This is a genomic window from Pseudomonas sp. MYb60 (assembly GCF_002979555.1).
Classification (GTDB): domain Bacteria; phylum Pseudomonadota; class Gammaproteobacteria; order Pseudomonadales; family Pseudomonadaceae; genus Aquipseudomonas.
Window position 1 is genome coordinate 1 of sequence record NZ_PCOZ01000003.1, and the last position, 23,578, is coordinate 23,578.

The 23,578-nt window shown below is 57.7% G+C and carries 22 protein-coding genes and 1 pseudogene; 8 read left to right on the top strand and 15 right to left on the bottom strand.

Translation table 11 applies throughout. From position 1 onward, the window contains the following. Positions 1–108: pseudogene (locus CQ041_RS05570) on the top strand (electron transfer flavoprotein subunit alpha/FixB family protein); the annotation flags it as partial. A gap of 42 nt (positions 109–150) precedes the next feature. Here CQ041_RS05570 and CQ041_RS05575 read toward each other — a convergent pair. Continuing rightward, positions 151–2,019 carry a sigma-54-dependent Fis family transcriptional regulator gene (locus tag CQ041_RS05575; RefSeq protein WP_105521480.1) on the bottom strand — a complete coding sequence of 623 codons (1,869 nt, stop codon included), beginning with the start codon at positions 2,017–2,019 and terminating at the stop codon, positions 151–153. 314 nt (positions 2,020–2,333) lie between these two features. On the opposite strand from CQ041_RS05575, the gene CQ041_RS05580 reads away from it, so the two are divergent. From CQ041_RS05580 to CQ041_RS05605, 6 genes are all read left to right on the top strand, one after another. Beyond that, complete coding sequence (locus CQ041_RS05580; protein WP_105521481.1) at positions 2,334–3,134, top strand: SDR family NAD(P)-dependent oxidoreductase; 801 nt, start codon at positions 2,334–2,336, stop codon at positions 3,132–3,134. Between the two features lie 125 nt (positions 3,135–3,259). Continuing rightward, positions 3,260–4,939 (top strand): NAD(P)/FAD-dependent oxidoreductase, encoded by a 1,680-nt coding sequence (locus CQ041_RS05585; RefSeq protein ID WP_105521482.1) that lies wholly within the window; start codon positions 3,260–3,262, stop codon positions 4,937–4,939. Further along, a complete protein-coding gene (gabD, locus tag CQ041_RS05590) occupies positions 4,936–6,384 on the top strand; it encodes an NADP-dependent succinate-semialdehyde dehydrogenase (protein ID WP_105521483.1) in 1,449 nt (482 codons plus the stop codon). The genes CQ041_RS05585 and gabD overlap by 4 nt, the downstream gene beginning before the upstream one ends. Before the next feature lie 113 nt (positions 6,385–6,497). After that, positions 6,498–7,829: a carbohydrate porin gene (locus CQ041_RS05595; protein WP_105521484.1), complete on the top strand. Its 1,332-nt coding sequence runs from the start codon at positions 6,498–6,500 to the stop codon at positions 7,827–7,829. 59 nt (positions 7,830–7,888) lie between these two features. Further along, positions 7,889–8,671 (top strand): (S)-acetoin forming diacetyl reductase, encoded by a 783-nt coding sequence (locus tag CQ041_RS05600; protein ID WP_105521485.1) that lies wholly within the window; start codon positions 7,889–7,891, stop codon positions 8,669–8,671. Between the two features lie 74 nt (positions 8,672–8,745). Next, positions 8,746–9,870, top strand: a complete 1,125-nt coding sequence (locus tag CQ041_RS05605) for a glycerol dehydrogenase (protein ID WP_105521486.1) — start codon at positions 8,746–8,748, stop codon at positions 9,868–9,870. Between the two features lie 313 nt (positions 9,871–10,183). Here CQ041_RS05605 and fghA read toward each other — a convergent pair whose 3' ends face one another. The 11 genes from fghA to CQ041_RS05660 form a co-directional block, all read right to left on the bottom strand. Then, positions 10,184–11,026, bottom strand: coding sequence for an S-formylglutathione hydrolase (gene fghA, locus CQ041_RS05610; protein ID WP_105521487.1), 843 nt, complete (start codon positions 11,024–11,026; stop codon positions 10,184–10,186). 79 nt (positions 11,027–11,105) lie between these two features. Then, on the bottom strand, positions 11,106–11,825 hold the full coding sequence (locus tag CQ041_RS05615) for a metal ABC transporter permease (protein ID WP_105521488.1): 720 nt from the start codon (positions 11,823–11,825) through the stop codon (positions 11,106–11,108). 339 nt (positions 11,826–12,164) lie between these two features. After that, entirely contained in the window at positions 12,165–13,448 is a 1,284-nt protein-coding gene (locus CQ041_RS05620) for an NAD(P)/FAD-dependent oxidoreductase (RefSeq protein ID WP_105521861.1), read from the bottom strand. Between the two features lie 149 nt (positions 13,449–13,597). After that, a complete protein-coding gene (gene gfa, locus CQ041_RS05625) occupies positions 13,598–14,167 on the bottom strand; it encodes an S-(hydroxymethyl)glutathione synthase (RefSeq protein WP_105521489.1) in 570 nt (189 codons plus the stop codon). 68 nt (positions 14,168–14,235) lie between these two features. Then, positions 14,236–15,345 carry an S-(hydroxymethyl)glutathione dehydrogenase/class III alcohol dehydrogenase gene (locus tag CQ041_RS05630; RefSeq protein WP_105521490.1) on the bottom strand — a complete coding sequence of 370 codons (1,110 nt, stop codon included), beginning with the start codon at positions 15,343–15,345 and terminating at the stop codon, positions 14,236–14,238. Between the two features lie 69 nt (positions 15,346–15,414). After that, a complete protein-coding gene (gene frmR / locus CQ041_RS05635) occupies positions 15,415–15,690 on the bottom strand; it encodes a formaldehyde-responsive transcriptional repressor FrmR (RefSeq protein ID WP_105521491.1) in 276 nt (91 codons plus the stop codon). A gap of 800 nt (positions 15,691–16,490) precedes the next feature. After that, positions 16,491–16,835, bottom strand: a complete 345-nt coding sequence (locus CQ041_RS05640) for a helix-turn-helix transcriptional regulator (protein ID WP_105521492.1) — start codon at positions 16,833–16,835, stop codon at positions 16,491–16,493. A gap of 26 nt (positions 16,836–16,861) precedes the next feature. Continuing rightward, positions 16,862–17,845 (bottom strand): LLM class flavin-dependent oxidoreductase, encoded by a 984-nt coding sequence (locus CQ041_RS05645; RefSeq protein WP_105521493.1) that lies wholly within the window; start codon positions 17,843–17,845, stop codon positions 16,862–16,864. A 35-nt stretch (positions 17,846–17,880) separates the two neighbouring features. Continuing rightward, positions 17,881–18,687, bottom strand: coding sequence for a sugar phosphate isomerase/epimerase (locus tag CQ041_RS05650; RefSeq protein WP_105521494.1), 807 nt, complete (start codon positions 18,685–18,687; stop codon positions 17,881–17,883). Between the two features lie 15 nt (positions 18,688–18,702). Then, a complete protein-coding gene (locus CQ041_RS05655; RefSeq protein WP_105521495.1) occupies positions 18,703–19,503 on the bottom strand; it encodes a TIM barrel protein in 801 nt (266 codons plus the stop codon). Beyond that, on the bottom strand, positions 19,500–20,516 hold the full coding sequence (locus CQ041_RS05660) for an LLM class oxidoreductase (protein ID WP_105521496.1): 1,017 nt from the start codon (positions 20,514–20,516) through the stop codon (positions 19,500–19,502). The genes CQ041_RS05655 and CQ041_RS05660 overlap by 4 nt, the downstream gene beginning before the upstream one ends. Before the next feature lie 158 nt (positions 20,517–20,674). Between CQ041_RS05660 and CQ041_RS05665 the strand changes: the two genes are divergently transcribed. After that, positions 20,675–21,556: a LysR family transcriptional regulator gene (locus CQ041_RS05665; RefSeq protein ID WP_105521497.1), complete on the top strand. Its 882-nt coding sequence runs from the start codon at positions 20,675–20,677 to the stop codon at positions 21,554–21,556. A 76-nt stretch (positions 21,557–21,632) separates the two neighbouring features. Here the strand turns inward: CQ041_RS05665 and CQ041_RS05670 are convergent, their stop codons facing one another. From CQ041_RS05670 to CQ041_RS05680, 3 genes are read right to left on the bottom strand one after another with little or no spacing between them, the layout of a single operon-like run. Beyond that, the gene (locus CQ041_RS05670) at positions 21,633–22,034 is read right to left on the bottom strand and encodes a DoxX family protein (protein ID WP_060765970.1); all 402 of its coding nucleotides are present in this window, start codon (positions 22,032–22,034) and stop codon (positions 21,633–21,635) included. A gap of 17 nt (positions 22,035–22,051) precedes the next feature. Further along, entirely contained in the window at positions 22,052–22,723 is a 672-nt protein-coding gene (locus CQ041_RS05675) for an alpha/beta hydrolase (RefSeq protein ID WP_060765969.1), read from the bottom strand. After that, a complete protein-coding gene (locus CQ041_RS05680; RefSeq protein ID WP_105521498.1) occupies positions 22,716–23,558 on the bottom strand; it encodes a class III extradiol ring-cleavage dioxygenase in 843 nt (280 codons plus the stop codon). The genes CQ041_RS05675 and CQ041_RS05680 overlap by 8 nt, the downstream gene beginning before the upstream one ends. Positions 23,559–23,578 lie beyond the last annotated feature (20 nt).

The window sequence follows — 23,578 nt, forward strand, 5'->3', positions numbered from 1 at the left end:
ATCGTCGCGATCAACAAGGACGAAGAAGCACCGATCTTCCAGGTGGCCGATTACGGCCTGGTGGCGGACTTGTTCGACGCCGTGCCTGCATTGCAGCAGGCTGTGTAAGGTCCCACCGGCAGGCGAGCACGGAGCTCGTCTGCCGCAGGTTCAGTCGTACGAACCCTTGCCGGGCATGGTGATGCCATGCAGGTTTACTTTGCGGTACAGCGTTGCACGGGAAATCCCCAGTTCCCGTGCGGCCAGCAGGGGTTTCCAGCGGTTGCGCACGAGCGTGTCGATCAGCGTCTGGCGTTCCGGGCTGCCACTGACAGTCTCCTGGCCCTTCACCGGCGCACTCGCACCGAGTGTCACGGGTAGATCATCTACTCCGATCACCGGGCTATTACACACGGCACACGCGTATCGCAGCGCGTGGTGCAGTTGTCGCATATTGCCGGGCCAGCTGTAATTCAACAGCATTTCCAGCGCAGACTCGCTCAGTTCTAAGCGCTCGCCCGAACGCTCGCACTCGTCGTCCAACAGTGTGTTGATCAACGCCAATTTGTCTTTGCGTTCGCGTAGCGGGGGAATATCGAAACGTGCGCCACTCAGGCGGAAAAACAGGTCTTCACGAAAGCTGCCGGCCTCAACCAGCGTGGCAATATCGCGGTGGCTGGCACAAATCACCTGAATATCGATGGCCTGGGCGCGCGCACCTCCCAACGGTGCCACTTCGCCTTCGCTGAGTACGCGCAACAGGCGGGTTTGCAGGGCCAGGGGCATGTCGCCGATTTCATCAAGAAACAACGTGCCGCCGTCGGCCTGCTGCAACAGACCGCGCATGCCTTTGGTCGACGCGCCGGTAAAAGCGCCAGCGGCATAACCGAACAATTCACTCTCTATCAAGCTTTCGGGGATCGCCGCGCAATTCACAGCGACAAAGGGCTTTTCGCGACGTTTGCTCGCGGCATGCAGTTGCAGGGCAAAAAACTCTTTGCCCGCACCGGTCTCACCATGGATCAGCACAGGCAAACCGCGATCCTTGACGCGTACCGCCAGCTCCATCGCCTGCGCAACCTTGGGGTCCAGCGCTGAGGCCGGACTGCTGGCCAGTGGGGCGCTGGTGGGGCGGCGGGGCGCCTTGAGGCGCACGTGCAACCCCATCGACGGCAAAAAGTGGATGTTGTCGTCGCCGGCGGCGGGAAGCTTTGCTGAGGCGAAGGCTTCGTCAATATGCGCGGGAATTCGGCCACAACGCTGCAACAGCAGTCGCCGTGCTGCGGGGTTGAGAGCTTCAATGCGGCCATCCCGGTCCCAGGCGAACAGGCATTGCGGTTGACTGTCGACGTAGCCTGGCAGGGGGTGTGCCCGTAATACCCATAGATCTTGGGTGCTGTACATGAAGTACGCATTTTCGAGTTCGGTAGCGCTTTGAATGACCATCTGACGAATCAAATGCTGGCTGCGCCTGTCATCGGGAGCACGCACTGAAGAAACGTCCAATACCGCAAGAATCTCGCCGCTGGGTGAAAATATCGGCGCCGCAGAGCAGGTATTGCCAATGAACGCCGCACGGAAGTGATCGAGCTTGTGCACGGTGACCGGCAGCTTGTCGATCAGCACCGCGCTGACGGCTGTCGTGCCTTCTTCTTTCTCCGACCAGCAGGTGCCGACGTCCATGCCGGAGCGTCGGTACTCGCCGCGCAGGGCCGAGTCGATCCTGTAGTCGACGGTACATCCCAGCGTATCGGTGAGCATCACACAGTAATCGGCGTCGCGAACGCGACCGTGCAGTCGCGACATTTCATCACCGGCCAAATGCAGGAAATCGTCCACTCGCTGGCGGTGCTCGTTGATCTGGTGAGCCTCAAGCACCCTGGGCCCCTGCAGGGATCCAGGGTCGAGCTTGTAATGCTGGACCGAGCGACGCCAGGAATCGAGGATGGCGTTGGGCACCGGCAGCGTCGGGGCATTCTGGGCAGTGCGCAGTACACGACTCACGTGTTCCACATGAGTCTTCGAAAAACCAGAGGACATGGTACCTCCGAAGGGTTGGATCTTATTTTTCTGTTGATGGCCATTAAAGGCGGCTTGGCCAATCCCTACAAGCGGAATCCGTCAGCCGGTGTCGGTGAGACATAACCGCTCAATAGTCGCAGCGTCCCACGGGAGACACGAGCGGTTATGTCTTGCGGTGATGGTCTAGGGGGCTGCGTCCAATCACACGTTGATCCCTCTATTCCGGGCGTTATGGCGGAGTTTCAAGGTGTTGGCATCCGACTTGCTCTGTCAGTCTCAGCAGGCCGCGTCGAACGGTCGCATCCCAACAACAATAACGACAGAGGCAGTACATGAGCGAATTCAATGCTGTGAATTTCTCCCTGAACGGCAAGGTTGCCCTGGTAACAGGCGCTGGTCGTGGCATTGGCCAGGGCATTGCGCTGAGCCTGGCCCAGGCTGGCGCAGACCTGGTACTGGCCGATTACGACCTGGGGATCGCACAAGAGGCTGCCGCCTTGGTCCAGGCTTTGGGTCGTCGGGCTGTGGCCCTGCAGGTTGATGTCAGCAAACCCGAGAGTGTCGCCAGTTTGATCGAACAGGTCAGGGCGCAATTTGGCCGCCTGGATGTGGCGGTCAACAACGCGGGCGTGGTCAGCCTCGGTCGGGTCGATGAGCTGGCCGTCAGCGAGTGGGACCGCATCATGAATATCAACGCCCGTGGTGTATTCCTCTGCTGCCAGGCCGAACTCAAACTGATGCGCGAGCATAACTTCGGCCGCATCATCAACTTGGCCTCGATTGCCGGCAAAGTCGGTTTTCCGGACCTCTCTCACTACAGCGCCTCCAAATTCGCAGTGATCGGTTTTACCAACGCCTTTGCCAAGGAAGTTGCCCGCGAAGGCATCACGGTTAACGCCCTTTGCCCTGGTGTGGTGGGCACCGGTATGTGGCGCGGTGATGAGGGGCTTTCCGCGCGTTGGGCGCAACCCGGCGAAACCGAAGTGCAATCCTGGGAGCGGCACCAGTCCAGCCTGCTGCCTCAAGGGGAAGCGCAAACCGTGGAAGACATGGGCCAATTGGCCGTCTACCTGGCGTGCGCGCCCCACGTTACCGGGCAGGCGATCGCTGTTGATGGCGGCTTCTCGCTCTAACTGACCCCGTTCACTAATCAAGTTTATGTCCCCTGGATCCTGATTCAGGGGAGCGGATACGGCTTGCCTGCAGCTTTGTTTCTGAGTGAAGCCAGCAGGCGCATTGATCGAAACAGGAGAACATAATGACAACTACAGTTCTGGCCAAACGTTCCGTTGGCACCGACGTTATCAACTACGACGCTATTGTGATCGGCGCAGGTTTTGGCGGCATTTACATGCTCAAGAAATTGCGCGATGAATTGGGCTTGAAAGTGCGTGCCTTCGACAAGGCCGGTGGCATTGGCGGTACCTGGTTCTGGAACCGCTACCCCGGCGCGTTATCCGACAGCGAATCGTTCGTCTATTGCTTCTCCTGGGACCGTGAGCTGTGCCAGGAATGGGACATCACCACACGCTACCTGACCCAGCCGCAAATCCTGTCCTACTTGAACCACGCTGTGGATCGTCACGACCTGCGCCGCGATATCCAGCTGGAAACAGGCATCACCGCTGCGGTGTTCGACGAGCAGAGCAGCCGTTGGTTGGTCACGGCCGACGACGGTCATCAATACAGCGCCAAATACCTGGTGACGGCATTGGGCCTGTTGTCCGCAACCAATGTGCCCAAGATCAAAGGCCTCGATCAATTCAAAGGGAGCATGTACCACACTGCCAACTGGCCGGCCGATGCTGTGCTGGAAGGCAAGCGCGTTGGCGTGATCGGTACGGGGTCGACAGGTTGCCAGGTCATCACCGCGATCGCGCCGACCGTCGGCCACCTGACCGTGTTCCAACGCTCTGCGCAGTACACCGTGCCGGTAGGCAACGGCCCAGTCAGTCGCGACTACGTCGACGACATCAAGCGCAATTACGACGCCATCTGGCAGGAGGTGCGGTCTTCGCGCCTGGCGTTCGGCTTCCCGGAAAGCGATATTCCCACCATGAGTGTGGACGCTGCCGAACGCAAAGCCATTTTCCAGCGCGCCTGGGATGGGGGCGGCGGCTTCCGCTACATGTTCCAGACCTTCAACGATATCGCCACCAGTGAAGAGGCCAATATCGAGGCGCAAAATTTCGTTCGCGAGAAGATCGCCGAGATCGTCGAGGACCCGGAGACAGCACGCAAATTGATGCCCCGCGATCTCTACGCCAAGCGCCCGCTGTGCGACAGCGGTTACTACGCCACGTTCAATCGCCCCAATGTGTCGCTGGTTGACGTCAAGGCCAACCCGATCGACGAGATTACCGCCAAGGGCATTCGTACTGCGGACGGGGTCGAGCACGAGCTGGATGTGCTGGTGTTTGCTACCGGTTTTGACGCCGTGGACGGTAACTACAAGCGCATCGATATTCGCGGCCGCGATAACGTCTCGATGAAGGATCACTGGGCGGACGGCCCGTCCAGCTACTTGTCGGTGGCCACCGCCAAATTCCCGAATATGTTCATGATCCTGGGGCCAAACGGTCCGTTCACCAACCTTCCGCCGACGATTGAAACCGAGGTGGAATGGGTCTGCGATCTGGTTGGGTTCATGGAGCAAAACGAGTTGGCCTGCGTGGAACCCTCTGCACAAAGCGAGCAGGAATGGGGCAAGACCTGCCAGGACATTGCCGATCAAACGCTGTTCGCCAAGACCGATTCGTGGATCTTCGGCGCCAATATCCCCGGCAAAAGCAACAAGGTGTACTTCTACATGGGGGGCTTGGGCGCCTTCAACGAACAGTTGGCAGCGGTCAAGAATGATGACTACCGGGGCTTCAAGTTCAAAGCCGTCAGTGTCGAAGGCGCACCCAAGCGCCGCGTAACGGAGAACCTGCAATGAGCTTGAACAACCCCGAACTCATGCGTCATCAAGCCTTTATCAACGGTGAATGGCTGGCTGCAGACACTGAAGCCACAATCACAGTGAGCAACCCGTCGACGGGCGCCACCATCGGCCAGGTGCCGCGCATGGGCAAGGCTGAGACACGCCGTGCCATCGAAGCGGCTGAGCACGCGTTGCCGGCCTGGCGTGAGCTTTCGGCCAAGGCGCGCGCAAATGCGTTGCGCCGCTGGTACGACTTGATCATTGAAAACCAGCATGACCTGGCGCACATCATGACGCTGGAGCAGGGCAAGCCGCTTCCTGAGGCGCTGGGTGAAATCGTCTTCGCCGCCTCCTATATCGAGTGGTATGCGGAGGAGGGAAAGCGGGTCTACGGCGATATTATTCCGGGCGCAACGGACAAACGCTTGCTGGTCATCAAGCAGCCCGTAGGTGTATGCGCCGCCATTACGCCGTGGAATTTCCCCAGCGCAATGATCACCCGTAAAGCCGGGCCAGCGCTGGCCGCTGGCTGCACAATGGTGATCAAACCTGCCTCCCAGACGCCGTTCTCGGCATTGGCGCTGGTGTACCTCGCCGAACAGGCAGGCATTCCCAAGGGCGTGCTGTCGGTGGTCACCGGCGCCGCTGCAGAGATTGCCGAGGAGCTGACCAGCAACCCGGTCGTGCGCAAGATTTCCTTCACGGGGTCTACTGAGATCGGCCGCCAGATCATGGAAAAGTGCGCTCACGACATCAAAAAAGTCTCTCTGGAACTGGGCGGCAACGCGCCCTTTATCGTGTTCGACGATGCTGACCTGGACGCTGCCGTAGAAGGCGCACTCGCATCGAAGTTTCGCAATGCAGGGCAGACCTGCGTCTGCGCCAATCGCCTGTATGTGCACGACAAGGTGTATGACGCCTTCGTCGACAAACTGACCTCAGCGGTCGGCGCGCTGAAGATTGGCGATGGTTTTACCAAGGGCGTCACCCTTGGGCCGCTGATTGATGGGAAAGCTGTCGCCAAGGTGCGTGAGCATATCGAGGATGCGTTGGCCAAAGGCGCCAAGGTCGTCCAGGGCGGTGGGGCACATACCCAGGGCGCCAATTTCTTCGAACCCACCATCCTGGTGGATGTGCCGGACAGCGCACGCGTCGCCAAAGAGGAAACCTTCGGCCCGCTTGCACCGGTCTTTCGCTTCTTCGATGACGCCGAGGTCATCGCTAAGGCCAACGACACCGAGTTCGGCCTGGCGGCTTATTTCTACACCGCGAACCTGAGCCGGGTGTTTCGTCTGGGCGAGGCGCTGGAGTACGGCATCGTCGGGGTCAACACCGGGATTATCAGTTCTGAGGCCGCGCCGTTTGGTGGGGTCAAGGCATCGGGTGTTGGCCGGGAGGGCTCCAAATACGGGCTGGAGGATTACCTGGAGATCAAATACCTGTGCCTGGCCGGCATTTGATCTGTAGCGACCCATTTTTCAACTGATTGCTTTTTTGAGTGACCGCCAGGGCGTTGCCCTGCGGTCCGGTCAACGCTGTGTCGTAAAACATAAAAACAATAGGATAAATCGACATGAACATCGCTTGGAAATTGCCGCTGGGGCTCGGGCTCCTGTCATGCATCGCCGTGCCTGCCTCAGCCGAGGACGCTTCTTCGAAATGGGGAACCGGAGATTGGGGAGGGGTACGCAGTGAGCTACTGGAGCAGGGCGTTGATGTAATCGTCGGTTACGTCGGCGAAGCCGCCACCAATGTCCACGGAGGCTATAACCATGACCGCACGGCGCGATATACCGCGCAATGGGCACTGGGCACGCACCTGGATCTGCAAAAGTTGCTCGGCTGGAATGAGGCAGAGTTCCAACTGCTGGTAACTGAACGCAACGGCAACAACCTCTCCAACGAGCGCGTTTCCGATCCGCGTGCGCCACAGCTCAGTTCGGTGCAGGAGGTGTGGGGCAGGGGGCAGACTTGGCGCCTGACCCAGATGTGGTATCGCCAGAAGTTTTTCAATAGCGCCCTGGATCTCAAGTTCGGCCGCGTGGGCGTCAATGAGGATTTCGCCAGTTTCCCCTGCGACTTTCAGAGCCTGTCGTTTTGCAGTGCCCCCATCGGCAACGTCGCTGGGGATATCTGGTACAGCGGGCCAGTGAGTCAGTGGGGTGGGCGTGTGCGCTATAACCTCAATGATCACTGGGCGGTGCAAGTGGGGGCGTATGAGCAAAATCCGTCGTACTTGGAGACAGGCAACGGTTTCAAACTTAGCGGCAGTGGCACCCAAGGCGCGTTGGTGCCGGTAGAGGTCATCTGGAAGCCCATTGTCGGTAAAGATGCCTTACCCGGTGAATACCGGTTGGGTTACTACCACAGCAGTGCCAGCGCCAACGACCTGTACGACGACGTCAACGGTAACCCGCAGGTGTTGACCGGCCAGGCGCCAAAGTCACGCAGCAGCAAACACGGCGCATGGGTCATTGGCCAACAGCAGCTTACAACCCATAACGGCGATGCTTCGCGTGGTCTGAGCGTATTTGCCAGCCTGACCGTGCACGACAAAGCCACCAGTGGTATCGAAAGCTTCCAGAATATCGGCGCGGTCTACAAAGGCCCGTTTGATGCGCGGCCCCAAGATGACCTCGGCGTGGGCATCGCACGCCTCAAGGTCAATGACGACGTCACCAAGCGCCAGCGTTTGATCAATGAAAGTACGGGCATCAGTGACTACGACGACCCGCAGTACGTGCCCGTGCAGCACAGCGAATACAACATCGAACTCAATTACGGCGTACACGTGACCGATTGGCTCACCGTGCGCCCGAATGTGCAGTACGTGCGCAATCCAGGGGGTGTCTACGAGGTGGACAATGCCTGGGTCGCCGGTGTGAAGCTGCAGGCAAGCTTCTGAGCCTGGGCATCTATGTGAGCAGTCTGTAACCCCCATCACGAATAAGAAGGAACACCCGCATGACTAAGTCTTTGGGAAAAGTTGCTTTTGTAACCGGTGCCGGTCAAGGGATCGGAGAGGCCATTGCCTTGCGTTTGGCGGCCGATGGTTTCGCCGTAGCCTGTGCCGATATGAACCTTGAAACAGCCTGTGAGGTCGCTGAAAACATCCGCAGAACCGGCGGTAAAGCCTTGGCGATAAAGGTCGATGTATCCGACCGCGAGGATGTTTTCAAGGCCGTGCAGGCGGCGGTGGATGGCCTGGGTGACCTGCATGTGGTCATCAATAACGCAGGGATTGCGCCCATTGCGCCCATCGAGTCGATTACGCCAGAGATCTATCGCCGCACGTTCGACATCAACGTGGGCGGTGTGCTCTGGGGCATACAGGCAGCAGTAAAGGCGTTCAAGGCGTTAGGTCACGGCGGCAAAATCATCAGTGCTTCTTCGCAGGCAGGTCATATCGGCAACCCAGACCTGGCGGTGTACGGCGGGACCAAGTTTGCCGTGCGTGGCATCACCCAGACGGCGGCCCGGGAATTGGCGCACTTGGGGATCACGGTTAACGCCTACTGCCCTGGCATCGTGAACACCCCCATGATGCGCAAGGTCGCCCAGGATGTGGCCGACAACGCCAATCAAAGCATTGAATGGGGAATGGAACAGTTTGCCCAACACATCACCCTCAAGCGACTTTCCCAGCCCGAAGATGTGGCGGCCTGTGTTTCGTTCTTGTCCGGCCCTGATTCCAACTACATGACCGGCCAGGCCGTGATCATTGATGGCGGAATGGTATTTAACTGATTTGTCATCAGCGCTGGGGAACGCTCAAGCGTGCATACGTTGAGCGTTTTGCGCAGGCGACGTGAGGGAATGAGATGACAATTACCAAAGGCATTGCATCGCCGGCCAAATTTCTGGTCCAGGCCGATGCGCTGGTGGATTTAGCACTGCATGGCAAAGCCTTCGGGGCGAATGCCTATTTGATCTGCGATCAATTTATCGTCGGCCGTGTGCATGAGAAGGCGATGCCGGGGTTCAAGAACGAACAACGCGCGGAGTTGGCCGTGTTTGGTGGGCAATGTTCCGACAGTGAAATCAACCGGCACGTGGAGGCGGCACGCGGCGCCGATTATGTCGTGGGGATAGGGGGCGGGAAAACCCTGGATACCGCTAAGGCGGCTGCACACTTCCTCGAAAAACCCGTACTCATCCTGCCGACGCTTGCCTCTACCGACGCACCTTGTACGGCGATTTCGGTGATTTACAACGACGACGATACGTTTAATCGCTATTTGTTCTTATCCAAAACCCCGGACGTTGTATTAGCAGACACACGCATTCTGGCCGAACAGCCCCCGCGGTTTTTTGCTGCGGGTGTGGGTGACGGTCTGGCCACGTATTTCGAGGCGCGAGCGTGCTTTGCCGCGCAGCGCGACAATCTGATCCTGGGCAATGACGGCAAGATGCTCAAACCCACATTGATCGGGTTCGCGATTGCGCAAACGTGTTACGAGACCATCAAAAAATATTCGGCCCAAGCGGCATTCGCGGTGCAGAACAACGCCATCACGGCTGCCCTGGAGAATACGATTGAGGCCACCATCTACATGTCGGCGGTCGGGGCGGAGTCCGGTGGGTGCGCCGCTGCGCATGCGATCCATAACGGCATGACTAATGTGCATGACCTGCACGGTGCACAACACGGAGAAAAGGTCGTGTTTGGCCTGTTCACGCAGCTCGTGATGGAAGCCGCGCCAATGGCAGAGATTGAGGAGGTGGTGGACATTGCCATGGCCGTCGGTTTGCCTCTGACGCTCGAAGATTTGGGGCTCAAATACTTCAAAGAAGCGGAATGGAGAAAAGTTGCCGAGGTGGCCTGCGATGAAAACGACACTATGCACAACATGCCTTTCACGGTGACGCCGGACCTGGTGTATGACGCGATCGTGGCGGCTGACGCATTGCTGCATGGGTTCAAGCGACAAAAGGCTGTGCACTAGCCACTGGATTGGGTACCCGTTTTGAGGCGTCTACAACGCTAAAAACGGTTTTGCGCCGTCAATCGTTCAACTCGATTGGCGGCGCCTTTTTTTGTGCAGAACAGACGGTGACCCGTATCAGTGAGTCTGCGCGATGCCTTTGAGCTTGGCGACTTTGGTTGCCCTTGTCCCAGCTGAACTGACCTGACAATGGGCGTGGCTGCGACATTCGAAGCAATTAAAAAGGGCCCTATGGGCCCTTACAGAATTGCTGTGGGCAGGACGTCTATGCTGTCCGACCAAAACCATCTAGCCATTGACTGTAGGCGGGTGATCACTTTAGAGCTTGGGCGTGATGGCGCAGATGGTCCTCAATGAAGCTGGCGATGAAGTAGTAGCTGTGATCGTAGCCTGGCTGCAAGCGCAGAGTAATAGTGTGCCCAGCTTTATCGGCGGCGCGCGTTAATGTTCCTGGCATGAGTTGGTTCTCAAGGAAGTCATCACTCTCGCCTTGGTCGATCAACAGTGGCAGCTTTTCGCTGGCTGTTTCGATCAGAACAGAGGCGTCCCATTCACGCCACTTGCTGCGGTCATTGCCAAGGTAACGAGAGAACGCCTTTTCTCCCCATGGGCATTTCATCGGATTTGAAATGGGTGAAAACGCTGATACCGATCGATAACGGCCCGGGTTGCGCAGGGCGCATACCAAGGCCCCGTGCCCACCCATGGAGTGTCCGCTGATACTGCGTGCGTCACTGGCCGGAAAGTGTGTTTCCACCAATGCTGGCAATTCGCTTACGACGTAGTCGTACATCTGGTAATTCTGAGCATAAGGGTTCTCAGTGGCATTGATGTAGAACCCCGCACCCAGACCAAAGTCCCAGGCGCCGTCGGGGTCAGCAGCGACCTGCGGACCGCGGGGACTTGTATCCGGGGCCACGATGATAATCCCCAGTTCGGCGGCAATGCGCTGAGCACCCGCTTTTTGCATGAAATTCTCATCGGTGCAGGTCAAGCCGCTCAGCCAGTACAACACTGGCAGCTTGCCGGCCCGCTCTGCCTGAGGCGGAAGATACACTGCAAATACCATGTCGCAGTCAAGCACTTCGGATCGATGCTTATAACGTTTGTGCCAGCCGCCGAAGCTTTTCTGGGAGGAAATGATTTCAATGCTCATTGTTGACTCCGGTTACAGGGTGAGTGATCTGTGGGCGTTGTGGCAAAGCGAAAGCCGCTGGTGCGGTATTGAAAACTCCTTAGGCCTCCTGTGACGAAAACCTTTCGCTAATTGAGCGCCGAGGTGACGTGCGTGGGATACAGGCAATCACTCCCAGCACGGCGAGGCTTATTGCGGCGAGTGCTAACAGAATCTGGATCGTGCTGACGCTTACCGCGAGAACGTTGCCGCATAGCAGAGCCGTAGCTTGCGTTGCCGAGGTGGTCAGAAAGTGAAGGAACAACAATCCGATCCCGAGCGTCAATGAAAGTACCACGCCGATTGCAATGTCGCGTTGGGCCAATTTCTCACCCATGGCACCCATTGCTGCTCCTGCAGTGACACTCATCACCACAAGGCCGGCCAAGGGGGGCGCGCCGATCAAAACGGCCCCGGTTGCCTCGGTAAATCCAACGTGTGCTAGCGCGTGTCCAGGGAAGGTCTGGCCGCGAAGCACGAGGAAATAACCTACGGAACCCGCCAGAATGGCGACGATTGTCGACGTACCTCTGAGTTGTGGCATGTAGCCGACCTTGATATTGCCCCGCGACGCGGGACGCCCTAGCACAAAGATGGAGCCATGAGACGTAGGAGTCAGGCCCAGGATCGACCGCATCAGCGTCGTCTTGCCAGCGCCGTTAGGGCCTAAAATCCCCACGAACTCACCGGCAGGGACCGAAAGACTCACATTGTTCAGCACTCGATGACTACCCAGTTCAAGCGTCACACCTTCGAACGTTGCAGCATCAGCGTTGCTCATTTCCCAATGCCTCCTCAAGCGAGTCCAGTGCACCCGATATCCAGACTTGGTAGGTCACTGCGGTTGGCTGCATTTCGGTTACAGCGACGGTCGGAACGTTGGACTGATTAGCGACTGAAAGCATCCGCTCAGCGAGTGATGACTGTGTCTGCTTGGCTATGTCGCCATAAAAATTCTCTGCGGCGATGATCGAGACAGGGCTGCCTGCCTGTGCCAGGGGGCGAACGACACCAGCGCTATTAAAAAAGAAGATTCTTCAATGTAGGTGTCTCCAATTTTCTCATCTGACTGCGCGACCACAGATCCAGCATGATGGATGATGGGGTCGTGACTAGAATGTCAGTGAAGCTTGAGCGCGGGTTTGATTCGGTTGCCAAGAAAACTACCGATGATTGAGAGCGTCGTTCTCACCACGCCGTAAAGCGCAACCTGATGCATCTGATACAGCGACATATAGAAATATCGCGCCAAATGACCTTCAAGCTTCATGCCGCCCATCAAGTTGCCTACTGCCGAAAACTTCGATAGGGAGACAAGGGAGCCGTAGTCTTTGTATTTGTATAACGGCAATGATTTGCCTTTGATGATGGCGGCGATTGAATCCACCAACATCGAGGCCTGTTGGTGAGCGGCTTGGGCCCTGGGCGGAACGTTCCTGCCAGTGTTGGTATCGAAGCAAGCCGCGCAGTCGCCAAAGGCAAAAATAGACTCATCACGAGTGGTCTGCAGCGAAGCCCCCACCACCAGTTGATTGATGTTGTTGGTCTCCAGGCCAGCGAGATCCTTGAGAAACAGGGGGGCTCTGATACCTGCGGCCCACACCTTGAGCGCCGACTCTATACGCAGTCCATCACGGGTTGTCAGCCCGGCCTCATCAATGCTGGACACTGCTGAATCGACCATCACATCGATCCCCAGCTTTTTAAGCGTTTGCAGCACCGGGGTGCTGATTCGTTCAGGCAAGGCCGGCAGAATTCGTGGGCCAGCCTCGATAAGGGTAATCTTCAGGTTTTCAGGGGCGATGTGCCCCATGCCGTAGCTGGACAGCTCCTGAGCAGCATGTCGCAACTCAGCAGCAAGCTCTACGCCGGTGGCGCCTGCACCCACAATTGCTACGGAAACGGTGTTGGTCTGATCAGGATGTGCACTGCTGCGCAGGTATGCGCTTAGCAGCTTGTGATGAAAAAGGTCTGCCTGCTTTCGGGTATCCAAGAACACAGTGTGCTCGCGAGCGCCCTCAATTCCAAAATCATTGGAGGTACTACCTACAGCAATCATCAAGGTGTCGTAGTTGAGCGTGCGCGCAGGCAGCAGCTCTATGCCCTCGTGGTCGGTCACAGCTTGAAGAATGATAGATTTCTTGGCCCTGTTGAGTCCATCCATTCGGCCTAGTACAAAGGTGAAATGATTCCACTTGGCTTGGGCGTGATAATTGAGCTCTTCTGTCGCGGCGCTTAGCGAGCCCGCCGCCACTTCATGCAGCAGCGGTTTCCAGATATGGGTGAGGTTGGCGTCGACCAGAGTGATACTCGCTTGTTCCGAACGGGCAAAACGCTTACCTAACTTGGTCGCCAGTTCAAGCCCCCCAGCCCCACCGCCGACAATTACGACTCTGTGTTTCATTTCAGTACCCAAATAAAAATTTAATAGCGTGAAAAAAAAAGGGGGTACCCACTCGCCAGTCATTTGGAGGGCGAGCAGGTACGCTCGATAACACTGGGTGTTTTCGAGGGTGTTGCCGTTAAAACGTAGTTACCGGTATAGGGGGATGCTTAGAGCACGCCGTTCTGCTTTGCGACGTGAGTAGCCAGCGCGTCCATCAGTGCTGGAGACAGGCAGTCATACGTAGGTAGGCCGATCTCATTGAAGCGACTACGAATACCGTCCATCTCGGCTGGCGGGGTGCCCGTTTCGATGACCGAAGAGACGAATGCCGCGAAGCCAGGGGCTGCCCAACCGGTTTGCGGCGACAGTTCGGTGTGCACAAAGTCCAAGCCGTGGAACGCGTGGCCAGTGTTTTCAATACGACCGTACAGGTGCGCGCCGCAGTCGTTGCAGGCATGACGCTGAATGGTGGCGCTTTCATCGATGATCGCCAGTTTGGCTGCGTTGGCAGTCACACTGACTTTGTCTCGCGGAACTACAGCAATGACGGCGAATTTCGCGCCTGCAGGCTTCCAGCATTTGCTGCAACCGCAAGCGTGGTTGTGCAAGGTCTGAGCTTCGATTTTGACTTCAACCTTGTCGGTCGCGCACAGGCACTGCAGAGTACCGCCAGCGAAGTCAGCGGCTGCTGGTTTGATACCGTTATCTAACGAAGGGTGCAGTTTTACATTGCTCACTTTGTATCTCCAAAGTTGCTAGCGGGAATTACCAAAAGCTCCCCGGGGCTTGCGCCCCGGACAACCTGTCAGTATTTGATGACAGTGCGAATCGACTTGCCTTCATGCATCAGTTCGAAGGCTTCGTTAATACGCTCCAATGGCATGGTGTGAGTCACGAATGGGGCGAGTTCAATTTCGCCTTTCATCGAGTCTTCGACCATCTTCGGGAGTTGGCTGCGACCTTTTACGCCGCCGAATGCCGAACCTTTCCAAGTGCGACCTGTAACCAGTTGGAAGGGTCGGGTTGATATCTCCTGACCAGCACCGGCAACGCCGATGACAATTGACTGGCCCCAACCGCGGTGAGCGCACTCGAGTGCTGCGCGCATCACATGAACGTTACCAATGCACTCGAAGGAGTGATCGACGCCCCAGCCGGTCATCTCGATGATTACTTGCTGGATTGGCTGCTCATGGTCTTTCGGGTTCACACAGTCTGTTGCACCAAACGAACGGGCCAATTCGAATTTGGCAGGGTTGGTGTCGATAGCAATGATGCGCCCGGCCTTGGCTTGGCGTGCACCCTGAATTGCTGCCAGGCCGATGCCACCCAGACCGAATACGGCGACAGTGTCGCCAGGCTGGACTTTAGCAGTGTTGTGGACAGCGCCAATGCCAGTGGTCACGCCACAACCGAGCAGACAAACATGCTCAGGATTCGCGTCCGGGTGGATCTTGGCGACCGAAACTTCGGCGACCACAGTGTATTCACTAAACGTCGAGCAACCCATGTAGTGATACAGCGGCTGTCCGTTGTAAGAGAAACGGGAGGTACCGTCTGGCATGACGCCTTTACCTTGAGTAGCGCGCACGGCGGTACACAGGTTGGTTTTACCAGACTTGCAGAATAGGCACTCGCCACATTCAGCGGTGTAGAGCGGAATGACATGATCGCCTGGCTTGAGGCTGGTGACGCCTTCGCCGACCTCTACGACGATACCTGCACCTTCGTGGCCGAGCACTACCGGGAACAGGCCTTCTGGGTCATCACCCGACAGGGTAAAAGCATCGGTATGGCATACACCGGTGTCGGTGATTTTGATCAGGACTTCGCCCGCACGAGGCGGTGCGACGTCTATCTCCACGATCTGAAGCGGTTTACCCGCTTCGAATGCAACTGCTGCACGAGATTTCATATGACTTGCCTCCATTGGATTGTTTCATTTGAGCTGGGGCTATGATCGCTTCGCCGTGGAGAAAAAGTGTTATTTCAGGTATGTACGCACCAGAGAAATCACTTCATCTATCGACGACTGCTGAGCCTCAGTTGTTTCTACCAAACCTGTGAATTCTTCTCTCAGGTGGCTCTCCAGCACCCCAGCCATAAGGCCATTTACTGCGCCACGCATCGCAGCAATTTGCTGCAATACCGGGCCACATTCGGCGCCCTTTTCGAGCGCCATTTCCAGTGCGTCCAGCTGTCCTCTGACACGGCGAATTCTCGCCAGTACACGTTTTTTCTCCACAGGGCTGTGTGGCATTGCAGTACTCCCCCAAATAGTTGTAATTCGGAGTCTACCAGTGATGTTGGTAGGTGATACGCATGGTACTGGTGGGGAGTATACGAAAATACTGGTGGGGAGTATATTTTTCTTGGTAAAGCGGTTGCTGATAGCTTTCCCTCCCAAAATCTCACCTCCCCTCAATGGCGCCGACAGCGGCCGCAAGCGTTGAACGACGCGAGGAACATCAGTGTTTCAAAACGAAGACGCCGAACCTGTCCGGCGATTAAAAGCTTTCGGAATGTGGGTTTGAGCAGCGTTAAGCTGCTGCAATGCATCCAATTCACGGGGAAGAGCTTAAGTAGCACTTCCAATTCGAACAATGAGCGTTTCGTTTGAGGACTCGGGTCATTCTGTTTCTAATTGCCTGCATATAGGCTCGAGTATTCGATATAGCCAACAATCAAAAAAAGGTTCGAGCCCAGTAATGCCAATCGACTATGAGCGGTAAATGCAATTTGAGAGAAATCTGAGACAGGAGCTAACTAACGCCATATGAAATATCTTGAAATGAGATAACGCCTTAAACATAGCAGCGTGACCTCTGATCCGGCGTAACCATGCTCAGGTGTCGGGGATACACGTTTTTTTCGCGGATAAATGGGGCATTGAACGGCTCCATTATAGGCGTGGTGGTCAGTGCACCAAGGTACTGTGGGGAAGTGCTCTTATATACTGGAGGGGAGTATATTTCCTCGTCTCGCAGAGAAACATGGCCATTTTGTTTGGGGACTGATCGCAATATGTTTCTAATGCTCGCAAGGCACAGGTGGCAATGGCTAGGAAGCAGGCTGATGCGCAAGTTGATCACGTAGCGATTTCGTCAACGCTTCGATTGCTGCTTCGTTGCGCCGATAAAAGTGAAAGGGTCCCGTTCGGCCAGCAACAACCAAGCCAGCCTGTTTGAGCACTGCCAAATGTTGGGACACGGTCGATTGGGACAGGCCGCAGCGCTGAGTGATCTCGCCAACACTGATTCCGCGTTCAACGCCCGACTCCTGCAAGGGGAAATACAACGGCGGCGCCTTTAGCCACTTCAGGATTTCCCGCCGCAGCGGATGGGCAATCGCGCGCACGGCGGCATCGACGTGAAGCCGGGGGCGTTTCTGCTGTTGCTTACACATGGACTGTCCCATTGCTGCCAGTTGGATCAGCCCAGCATGTCGGCCAGGGATTCGGCAATCAGTTGATAGGATCGGCAACGCGCCTTGGCGTCATAGATGCGTGCATCAATGATCACTTCATCCGCTTGGGTCGTTGCGATGAACTGGCGTAGCCAACTGCCGACGTCGTCCTGGTCACCTGTCGTCGTGCACAGCATTGCCTGGTTGAGGGTGTGCCGATCAATGTTGGTAAGGCTGTCCATAAAACCCTCCGAGGGACGCGGTAGCGGGCCTGCTTTGCCGGCGTAAAGGTTGCACACCCACTGCCGGTGAGAGCTGGCGATGTAATCGGCTTCGGCCCGTGACGGGGCGGCAAAGGCATTGACGCCTGCGATCACATAGGGCTGTTTGAGCGCCGCCGATGGGCGAAACGACGTACGGTAGTGCGTAATCGCATCCATCAGAAAGCGCGGTGCGAAGTGTGAGGCGAAGGCATAGGGCAGCCCGAGCTTGGCGGCAAGGTCCGCGCTGTTCATGCTTGAACCCAGGAGCCAGATTGGCACGTCGTGGGGGCCGGGAATCGCCCGCACCGGCTGATGCCCGTTGTCCGCCAGGTAATCCTGCACATCGTGAATATCCTGCGTGAAATCACGCTCTGAAGCGTCACCGCGCAAGGCTCGAATGGCCGCCCCCGCTGAACCTGGTGCTCGACCGATACCCAGGTCGATACGGCCAGGGAACAAGGTGGCCAATGTGCCGAACTGCTCGGCCACCATCAAGGGCGAGTGGTTGGGCAGCATGATGCCGCCGGAGCCCACGCGCAGTGTCTGGGTGGCCGCTGCCAGATGCTGGACGAGCAACGTGGTTGCCGAGGAAGCGATGCCCGGCAGGTCATGATGCTCGGCGACCCAATAACGTTTGTAACCGTGGGCTTCCACATGCCGCGCCAAAGCGACCGCGTCATTCAGTGTGTCCGTAAAGGTTTTACCGTCGCCAATCATCATTAGGTCAAGCACAGAGAGGGCTGTCATTGCAGGCTCCTTTTTCATATCAGGTGGAGAGGGCGTTACAGCGATGTAAAGTCAGGCCCGTGCGGATGACGTTCCAGGCGACGATCAATATCGCGCAGGGTTGTCAGACAGCGTTGCAGCTTCAGATAAATATCCCCGCCGTAGTCCCAGCCGAGCACGCCAATGCTGCCGGTGTAGCCGACACTGTTCAGTGCTGCGACCACGGCGAAGTTGTCTAACTCTCCACGATCTACCGGTTCCATCGTGGCCACACCGCCCCAGCCCAGTTCGCTGAGCGTGCTGCCTGAGAGCACGACTTGCATCAACCAGGGTTGCATGGCTTCAAGGCGTTGCTGAAGTTCACCCTCCTGACTGGCGTACCAGTGATAGCCGTTGAAGGATGCGCCCAGGTGCGGGTGAGCGAAGTATTCGCAGATCTGCACCACCTCAGCCGTGGTCTGGGTGACGTGGTGAAGATGGGGATACAGCGCAATTCTCAAGCCGCGACGCGCTGCGATGGGCAGCACCGACTCGATGAACCGCATGATGGCCGCACTTCCGTTGACCGAGGTTTGGACTGCCAGTTCGAGGAGTTCCACGCCTTCGACGCTTTCGATGATTCGCCTTATGAGGTGATCATTGCGCCCTTCGTGCAGCACCAAATACAGGCCTTCGACCCGCAGACCATGCTGTTCGCGAACGCGCGGCAGCAGGCGCAGGTCGGTCAGCGGCGTGCCGCCCCAGGCTGACACCGTGATGCCGTCAAAACCCAGTTCGGCGAGCATTTCGCACTGCGACTGAAAGGCGTAGACACCCATTGAAGAGTAAAAAAATGAATCGAGTGCATGGACGCGATGGGCCACGGTCTGTCTCCCTGCCTAGCGCGGCATTTCAGTCAATAGGGCCCATTCAGGGTGAGCGGCCAGGCGTTGCTCCATGGAGCGAAAGGCCGTGGCTGAACGGAGCAGGTTGCCGTAAACGTCGCCACCCATGCTTTGCCATCCCAGTACGCCGACACGACCGGTAAAACCTCGGCGTTCAAGGGCGCCGAGTAGAACGAAGTTATCCATCTCGCCTTCATCCAGCGGTTCGATGGTCGCCAGGCCGCCCCAACCCAATGGAGAGCGACGTGTGCCGGCAATGTTTACGTGCTGGAGCCAGGGCCACAGTGCATCAAGGCGTTCTTCCAACTTGCCTTCTTCAGTGGCGTACCAGTGATAACCGTTGAACACGATATTCAGCCGGGGGTGGTTGAACTCCCGGCACAGTGCGATGGCTTCGGTGGTGGTTTGCAGGCCATAGCGCGCGTGCGGATAAAGATTGATGTGCAGGCCTCTGCGCTCACAGATAGGCAATAGGCGCTCAAGCATGCGGCGGTCAAAATTGGTGACTTCATCACCTGAATGCAGCGCCAGCTCAATCGTGGTGCAACCTTCAAGACTCTCGAATACCTGGGTCACGAACGCTTCGAGGCCTTTGCGGTAGATCAAGTAGACCGCGCCCACGTCCAGGCCCCAGGTGGGTTTGACCTGAGGAATCGACTTCAGGTCTTGGCTCCACGCCGACATCGTCAAGCCTTGATAGCCATGTTCGGCGAGCATTTCGCACTGTGTCGCCAAGGGGTAGGTGCCCATGGCGGTCTGGAAGATGAAGTCCATGTGGTGAAGGGCGCGATTCATGGGGCAGCCTGCATAGGTTGAGAGACGACAGGGAGGGTGATGCTGGGAAAGTGCGGCAGCAGGTATTCAGCCATCTCATCGATAACTTCAGCGGCAGGGCGGCGTTGCGGCTTGAAGTGCAGGGCAACGTGACCCACCCCCTGATCCTGTTGGCGTTTCCAGTGCTCGATGAGTGCATTACGCCCGGCGCGCAGTACCCGGCCGGCCTGCACGGGATGGTTCGGATCGCGATCCAGGTCAAACAACGTGCCGTAGCCGTAGGGTTTGTGCACATCGTTGCCACAGACGGCACGCCAGCGTTCGATCACCTGGGGAATCAGCGCAGGGTTGGAGGTGTAGGAGAGAAGCCCGTCACTGTGTTCGCCGATCCATTCCTGCGTTTGGCCGGCGTGGCCGACGATAAGGGTGGGCAAGCGCGTCCCGACAGGTTTTGGCACCAGGTCAATTTCACCGTTCAACTGGCCATAGAAACGCGATGTATGTCTGGCCCAATGGCTTTGCGTGGTCGCGCGAATGATATCCAGCGCGTCGCGAAAGCGTTCGGCGCGGTTATCAAAATCCAGGCCGAACGCCGGGTATTCGATCGGCCGGTCGCCGGTGGCCAGCCCCAGGATGAATCGCCCGCCCAGCAATTGGTCCACGCTGGCAGCCTGCTTGGCGACAATCAGTGGATCGCGCAACGGCAGGACGATACCCGCCGTGCCAATCGCAATATGCTTGGTCACGGCCGCCAGGTAGCCGGCATAGACCAATGGATCGAGGATCTGGCCGACATCCCCGAAGTTAGGGTCATAGAACGGTACATCGCGCAGCCAGATTGCGGAGAAGCCAGCTTCGTCCACACGTTGAGCCATCTGCGCGTGATCTTGCAGGGTAGGGCCCGGGCTGTTCGGGTAGCTTTCCAGTGGGGCAATAAAACCGAAGGTCAAATGCCCTTGTTTGAATACGCGGGCATAGCCCGGGTGCTGCTGTAGCTCCGGAGCGATTACGCGTGCGCAAGGTTGAGAGGTCATCGGGGTACGCTCGTAGTAGCGGATGGCGGTGACATTGAAGGCGAGATGCGCGCCATAAAGTCACGATGGAGGGGACTATAGGCGCTATGATTGGAAAGAAAAACAGGATTAAATTCCGATCATTTGTGAAAATAACGCTCAAATAACTGAGGCTGTTCATGGATCATTTCGGCGCGCTCAGCGCATTTGTTCAGGCGGCACATACCCGCAGTTTCACTGAGGCCGGGCGCAGAACCGGGGTATCTTCCTCGGCTGTTGGAAAGGCGGTGGCGCGGCTGGAGGAAGAGTTGGGCGTGCGGCTGTTTCATCGCTCTACCCGCGCGATTACCTTGACGGCGGAAGGCAGCCTTTTCCTGGAGCGTTGTCAGCGGATTTTTGCGGAATATGAAGTCGCCAAGCGCGAGCTGACTCAAGCGGCCGGCAACCCTCAAGGCAAATTGCGCCTCGGCTTGCCACAACTGGGCATGCGGTTGATGCCTCATTTGATTGCGTTTCAGCAGGCGTATCCAGAGGTGGAATTGGAACTGGAGTTCAGTGATCGCCTGGTGAATGTGATTGAGGAAGGCTTCGATGCCGTGATGCGCATCGGCGAAGTCGATGACTCGCGGCTGATGATGCGTAAGCTCAACGGCTACAGCCACCGCTTGGTGGCATCGCCAGACTACCTTGCGCGTCGAGGTGTCCCTGCGCGGCCGACAGACCTTTCGAACCATGCTTGCCTGCGATACCGCTATCCCACCAGCGGAAAGCTTGATCCTTGGCCATTGGTGACGAAGAAAGGGCAAGACGCGCTGGAGCTGGGCCAATCGGCAACGTCGAACGCGATTGAAGCCTTGCTGGCAATGGCTGAAGCGGGGCAGGGCATCGCCTGCCTGCCCGACTTTTTTATCGAGGATGCCATCGCGGCAGGGCGTTTGGTGCCTGTATTGGACCGGTACATCAGCGATCACCGCACGTTCAGCATCTTGTGGCCGTCGAGCCGACAGCCGCTGCCCAAGATCAAGGCGTTTGTCAGTTTCATGGCCTCACGCCTGACGTGAACCGCTGCAGCGCGCCAAACGCAACTGCCGACGCACTGGTTGACCAGGGCGCCGGCAGCGGTTGCGTAAGGCTCAATCACGCATTGTTGGATGGCTTGGCCGCAAAAGCGCCTTCACCCAGCAATGCAACGACCAGTGCAGTCACACTCAAGTAGATTGGATATTCCCAGCCGCCATTGGCGTTGGTGAAGCTCCAGCCGTTACCGAAGTGCACGGTTGCCGCGACAAACAGCTGGACCACTGCCAGTGCCGCTACCCAGCGTGCATACACGCCCAATACCAGCATCAGGCCGCCGATCACTTCGAATGCCATGACCGGATAAGCCAGGAAGCCTGGAAAACCGATGGACTCGAAAAAGCCTGCGGTGCCGGCTGGCGTGAACACCAGCACTTTGGTCAAACCGTGGGCGATGAACATGATGCCGAGGGCCAGGCGCATCACGAATGCAGCGTAGGGTGCAGTGCGAGAGTCAATCATGGTGTAGCTCCTTTTATTTAGTTGGCAAGGGACAGCGTGTGGCTTAGCCATTGAGAGAAATCGGCCAGTTCTTCACCGATAATCTCGTGGGCCATGTTGTAGAAATGGGTTTCGTGTTTGACGCCGATGCGATCCAGCCAGGCATCTGCCTCGCTCGCCCAGTCAATCGGCAGGACAGCGTCCTGGTGGCCGTGGGCGATGAACGCCGTGACCGACTTGAGGCGTTCGGCTGAGGCGATCCGGGGGGCAATTTCGCGCAGCATGCGGCCGCTCAATATCGCAAAGCCCGCCACCAGTTCCGGCTCGGTGACGCCCAGGCTCGCACTCATGATGCCGCCCTGGCTGAAGCCTGCGATGACCGTCGGCAAGGCAGGTAGCGCTTCGATAAACCGCTGCAACAGCAGGCGGCTGGCTTCCGCCTGTTCCTGGTTGAACGACGGACCATTGCTGGTGAAGTTCACCTGGTACCAGGCAAAGCCTTGCGGGCCGACCTGCAAGGGGGCGCGAACCAAAATGACTTCCAGCTCTTCAGGCAGTGATTCGGCCAAGGCAGCAAGATTGCCTTCGTTCGAACCCACACCGTGCAGCAGAATCAAGCGGCCTTTCGGGGTGAAGGTGCTGCAGCCTTTGCGGAAAAACAGACCCGTCTGTGGTTCGCGGGCTGCGTCGGAAAATGTAGTGTCACGCATGGTCAATAGTGCCTTGAGTCAGTTGAGTAGGTTCGTAGCCAGTGGACGGGGCCGAGGAGAACAAGTAGCTGTCCATGGCCAGCACGCCGTAGGTCACGCCGCCCTCCAATACCTGTGTCTCGTAGCCTTCCCCGGCTGCACCGAGGGCGATCAGCAAGGGCAGAAAGTGTTCATCGGTGGGGTGAGCCCGCTCCGCCGACGGCGCGTACTGCTTGAAGTCCAGCAATTGTCCGGTGTTCCCGTCCTGCAGGGTTTGGGCGGTCCACGCGGCGAACGCATCGACGTAGGCAGCACTCTCGCGGGTGGCGCCGCGGAACTCGTACAAGTTGTGGGTCAGGCTGCCTGACGCGACGATCAGCACATTCATATCCCGCAGTGGCTTAAGCGCGTCGCCCAGCTTCCAGGCCTGATGAGTGTCAAGGCTGGCCGGCATGGAGACCTGCACCACCGGGATATCCGCCTCCGGTGCCAGGTACAGCAGCGGCACCCAGGCGCCATGGTCCAGGCCGCGTTGAGCGTCCAGTCGCGACTGCCAGCCGGCAGCCTGCAACAGGTCTACGATATGCCCAGCCAGGACGGGAGCGCCCGGTGCGGGGTAGCGCAGTTGATACAGTGCGTCGGGAAACCCTCCAAAATCATGGATGGTCGCAGGCGCGGTGCTCGCCGTGACAAGGACTTCGCCGCGCGTCATCCAATGCGGAGAGAGGACGACGATGGCGTCAGGTCGCGGCAGCTCGCGACCGACCTGAGCCAGGCGGGGACCCGCCAGGCCAGGTTCGATGGCGAACATTGGAGCACCATGAGACACAAACAGCAGGGGGAAAGGGGTGTTCATGGTGAAATGCTCCGTTGAGG

Coding starts and splice junctions, on each gene's coding strand:
- CQ041_RS05575 (WP_105521480.1), bottom strand. CDS start 2,019: ATGTCCTCTGGTTTTTCGAAGACTCATGTGGAACACGTGAGTCGTGTA.
- CQ041_RS05580 (WP_105521481.1), top strand. CDS start 2,334: ATGAGCGAATTCAATGCTGTGAATTTCTCCCTGAACGGCAAGGTTGCC.
- CQ041_RS05585 (WP_105521482.1), top strand. CDS start 3,260: ATGACAACTACAGTTCTGGCCAAACGTTCCGTTGGCACCGACGTTATC.
- gabD (WP_105521483.1), top strand. CDS start 4,936: ATGAGCTTGAACAACCCCGAACTCATGCGTCATCAAGCCTTTATCAAC.
- CQ041_RS05595 (WP_105521484.1), top strand. CDS start 6,498: ATGAACATCGCTTGGAAATTGCCGCTGGGGCTCGGGCTCCTGTCATGC.
- CQ041_RS05600 (WP_105521485.1), top strand. CDS start 7,889: ATGACTAAGTCTTTGGGAAAAGTTGCTTTTGTAACCGGTGCCGGTCAA.
- CQ041_RS05605 (WP_105521486.1), top strand. CDS start 8,746: ATGACAATTACCAAAGGCATTGCATCGCCGGCCAAATTTCTGGTCCAG.
- fghA (WP_105521487.1), bottom strand. CDS start 11,026: ATGAGCATTGAAATCATTTCCTCCCAGAAAAGCTTCGGCGGCTGGCAC.
- CQ041_RS05615 (WP_105521488.1), bottom strand. CDS start 11,825: ATGAGCAACGCTGATGCTGCAACGTTCGAAGGTGTGACGCTTGAACTG.
- CQ041_RS05620 (WP_105521861.1), bottom strand. CDS start 13,448: ATGAAACACAGAGTCGTAATTGTCGGCGGTGGGGCTGGGGGGCTTGAA.
- CQ041_RS05630 (WP_105521490.1), bottom strand. CDS start 15,345: ATGAAATCTCGTGCAGCAGTTGCATTCGAAGCGGGTAAACCGCTTCAG.
- frmR (WP_105521491.1), bottom strand. CDS start 15,690: ATGCCACACAGCCCTGTGGAGAAAAAACGTGTACTGGCGAGAATTCGC.
- CQ041_RS05640 (WP_105521492.1), bottom strand. CDS start 16,835: ATGTGTAAGCAACAGCAGAAACGCCCCCGGCTTCACGTCGATGCCGCC.
- CQ041_RS05645 (WP_105521493.1), bottom strand. CDS start 17,845: ATGACAGCCCTCTCTGTGCTTGACCTAATGATGATTGGCGACGGTAAA.
- CQ041_RS05655 (WP_105521495.1), bottom strand. CDS start 19,503: ATGAATCGCGCCCTTCACCACATGGACTTCATCTTCCAGACCGCCATG.
- CQ041_RS05660 (WP_105521496.1), bottom strand. CDS start 20,516: ATGACCTCTCAACCTTGCGCACGCGTAATCGCTCCGGAGCTACAGCAG.
- CQ041_RS05665 (WP_105521497.1), top strand. CDS start 20,675: ATGGATCATTTCGGCGCGCTCAGCGCATTTGTTCAGGCGGCACATACC.
- CQ041_RS05670 (WP_060765970.1), bottom strand. CDS start 22,034: ATGATTGACTCTCGCACTGCACCCTACGCTGCATTCGTGATGCGCCTG.
- CQ041_RS05675 (WP_060765969.1), bottom strand. CDS start 22,723: ATGCGTGACACTACATTTTCCGACGCAGCCCGCGAACCACAGACGGGT.
- CQ041_RS05680 (WP_105521498.1), bottom strand. CDS start 23,558: ATGAACACCCCTTTCCCCCTGCTGTTTGTGTCTCATGGTGCTCCAATG.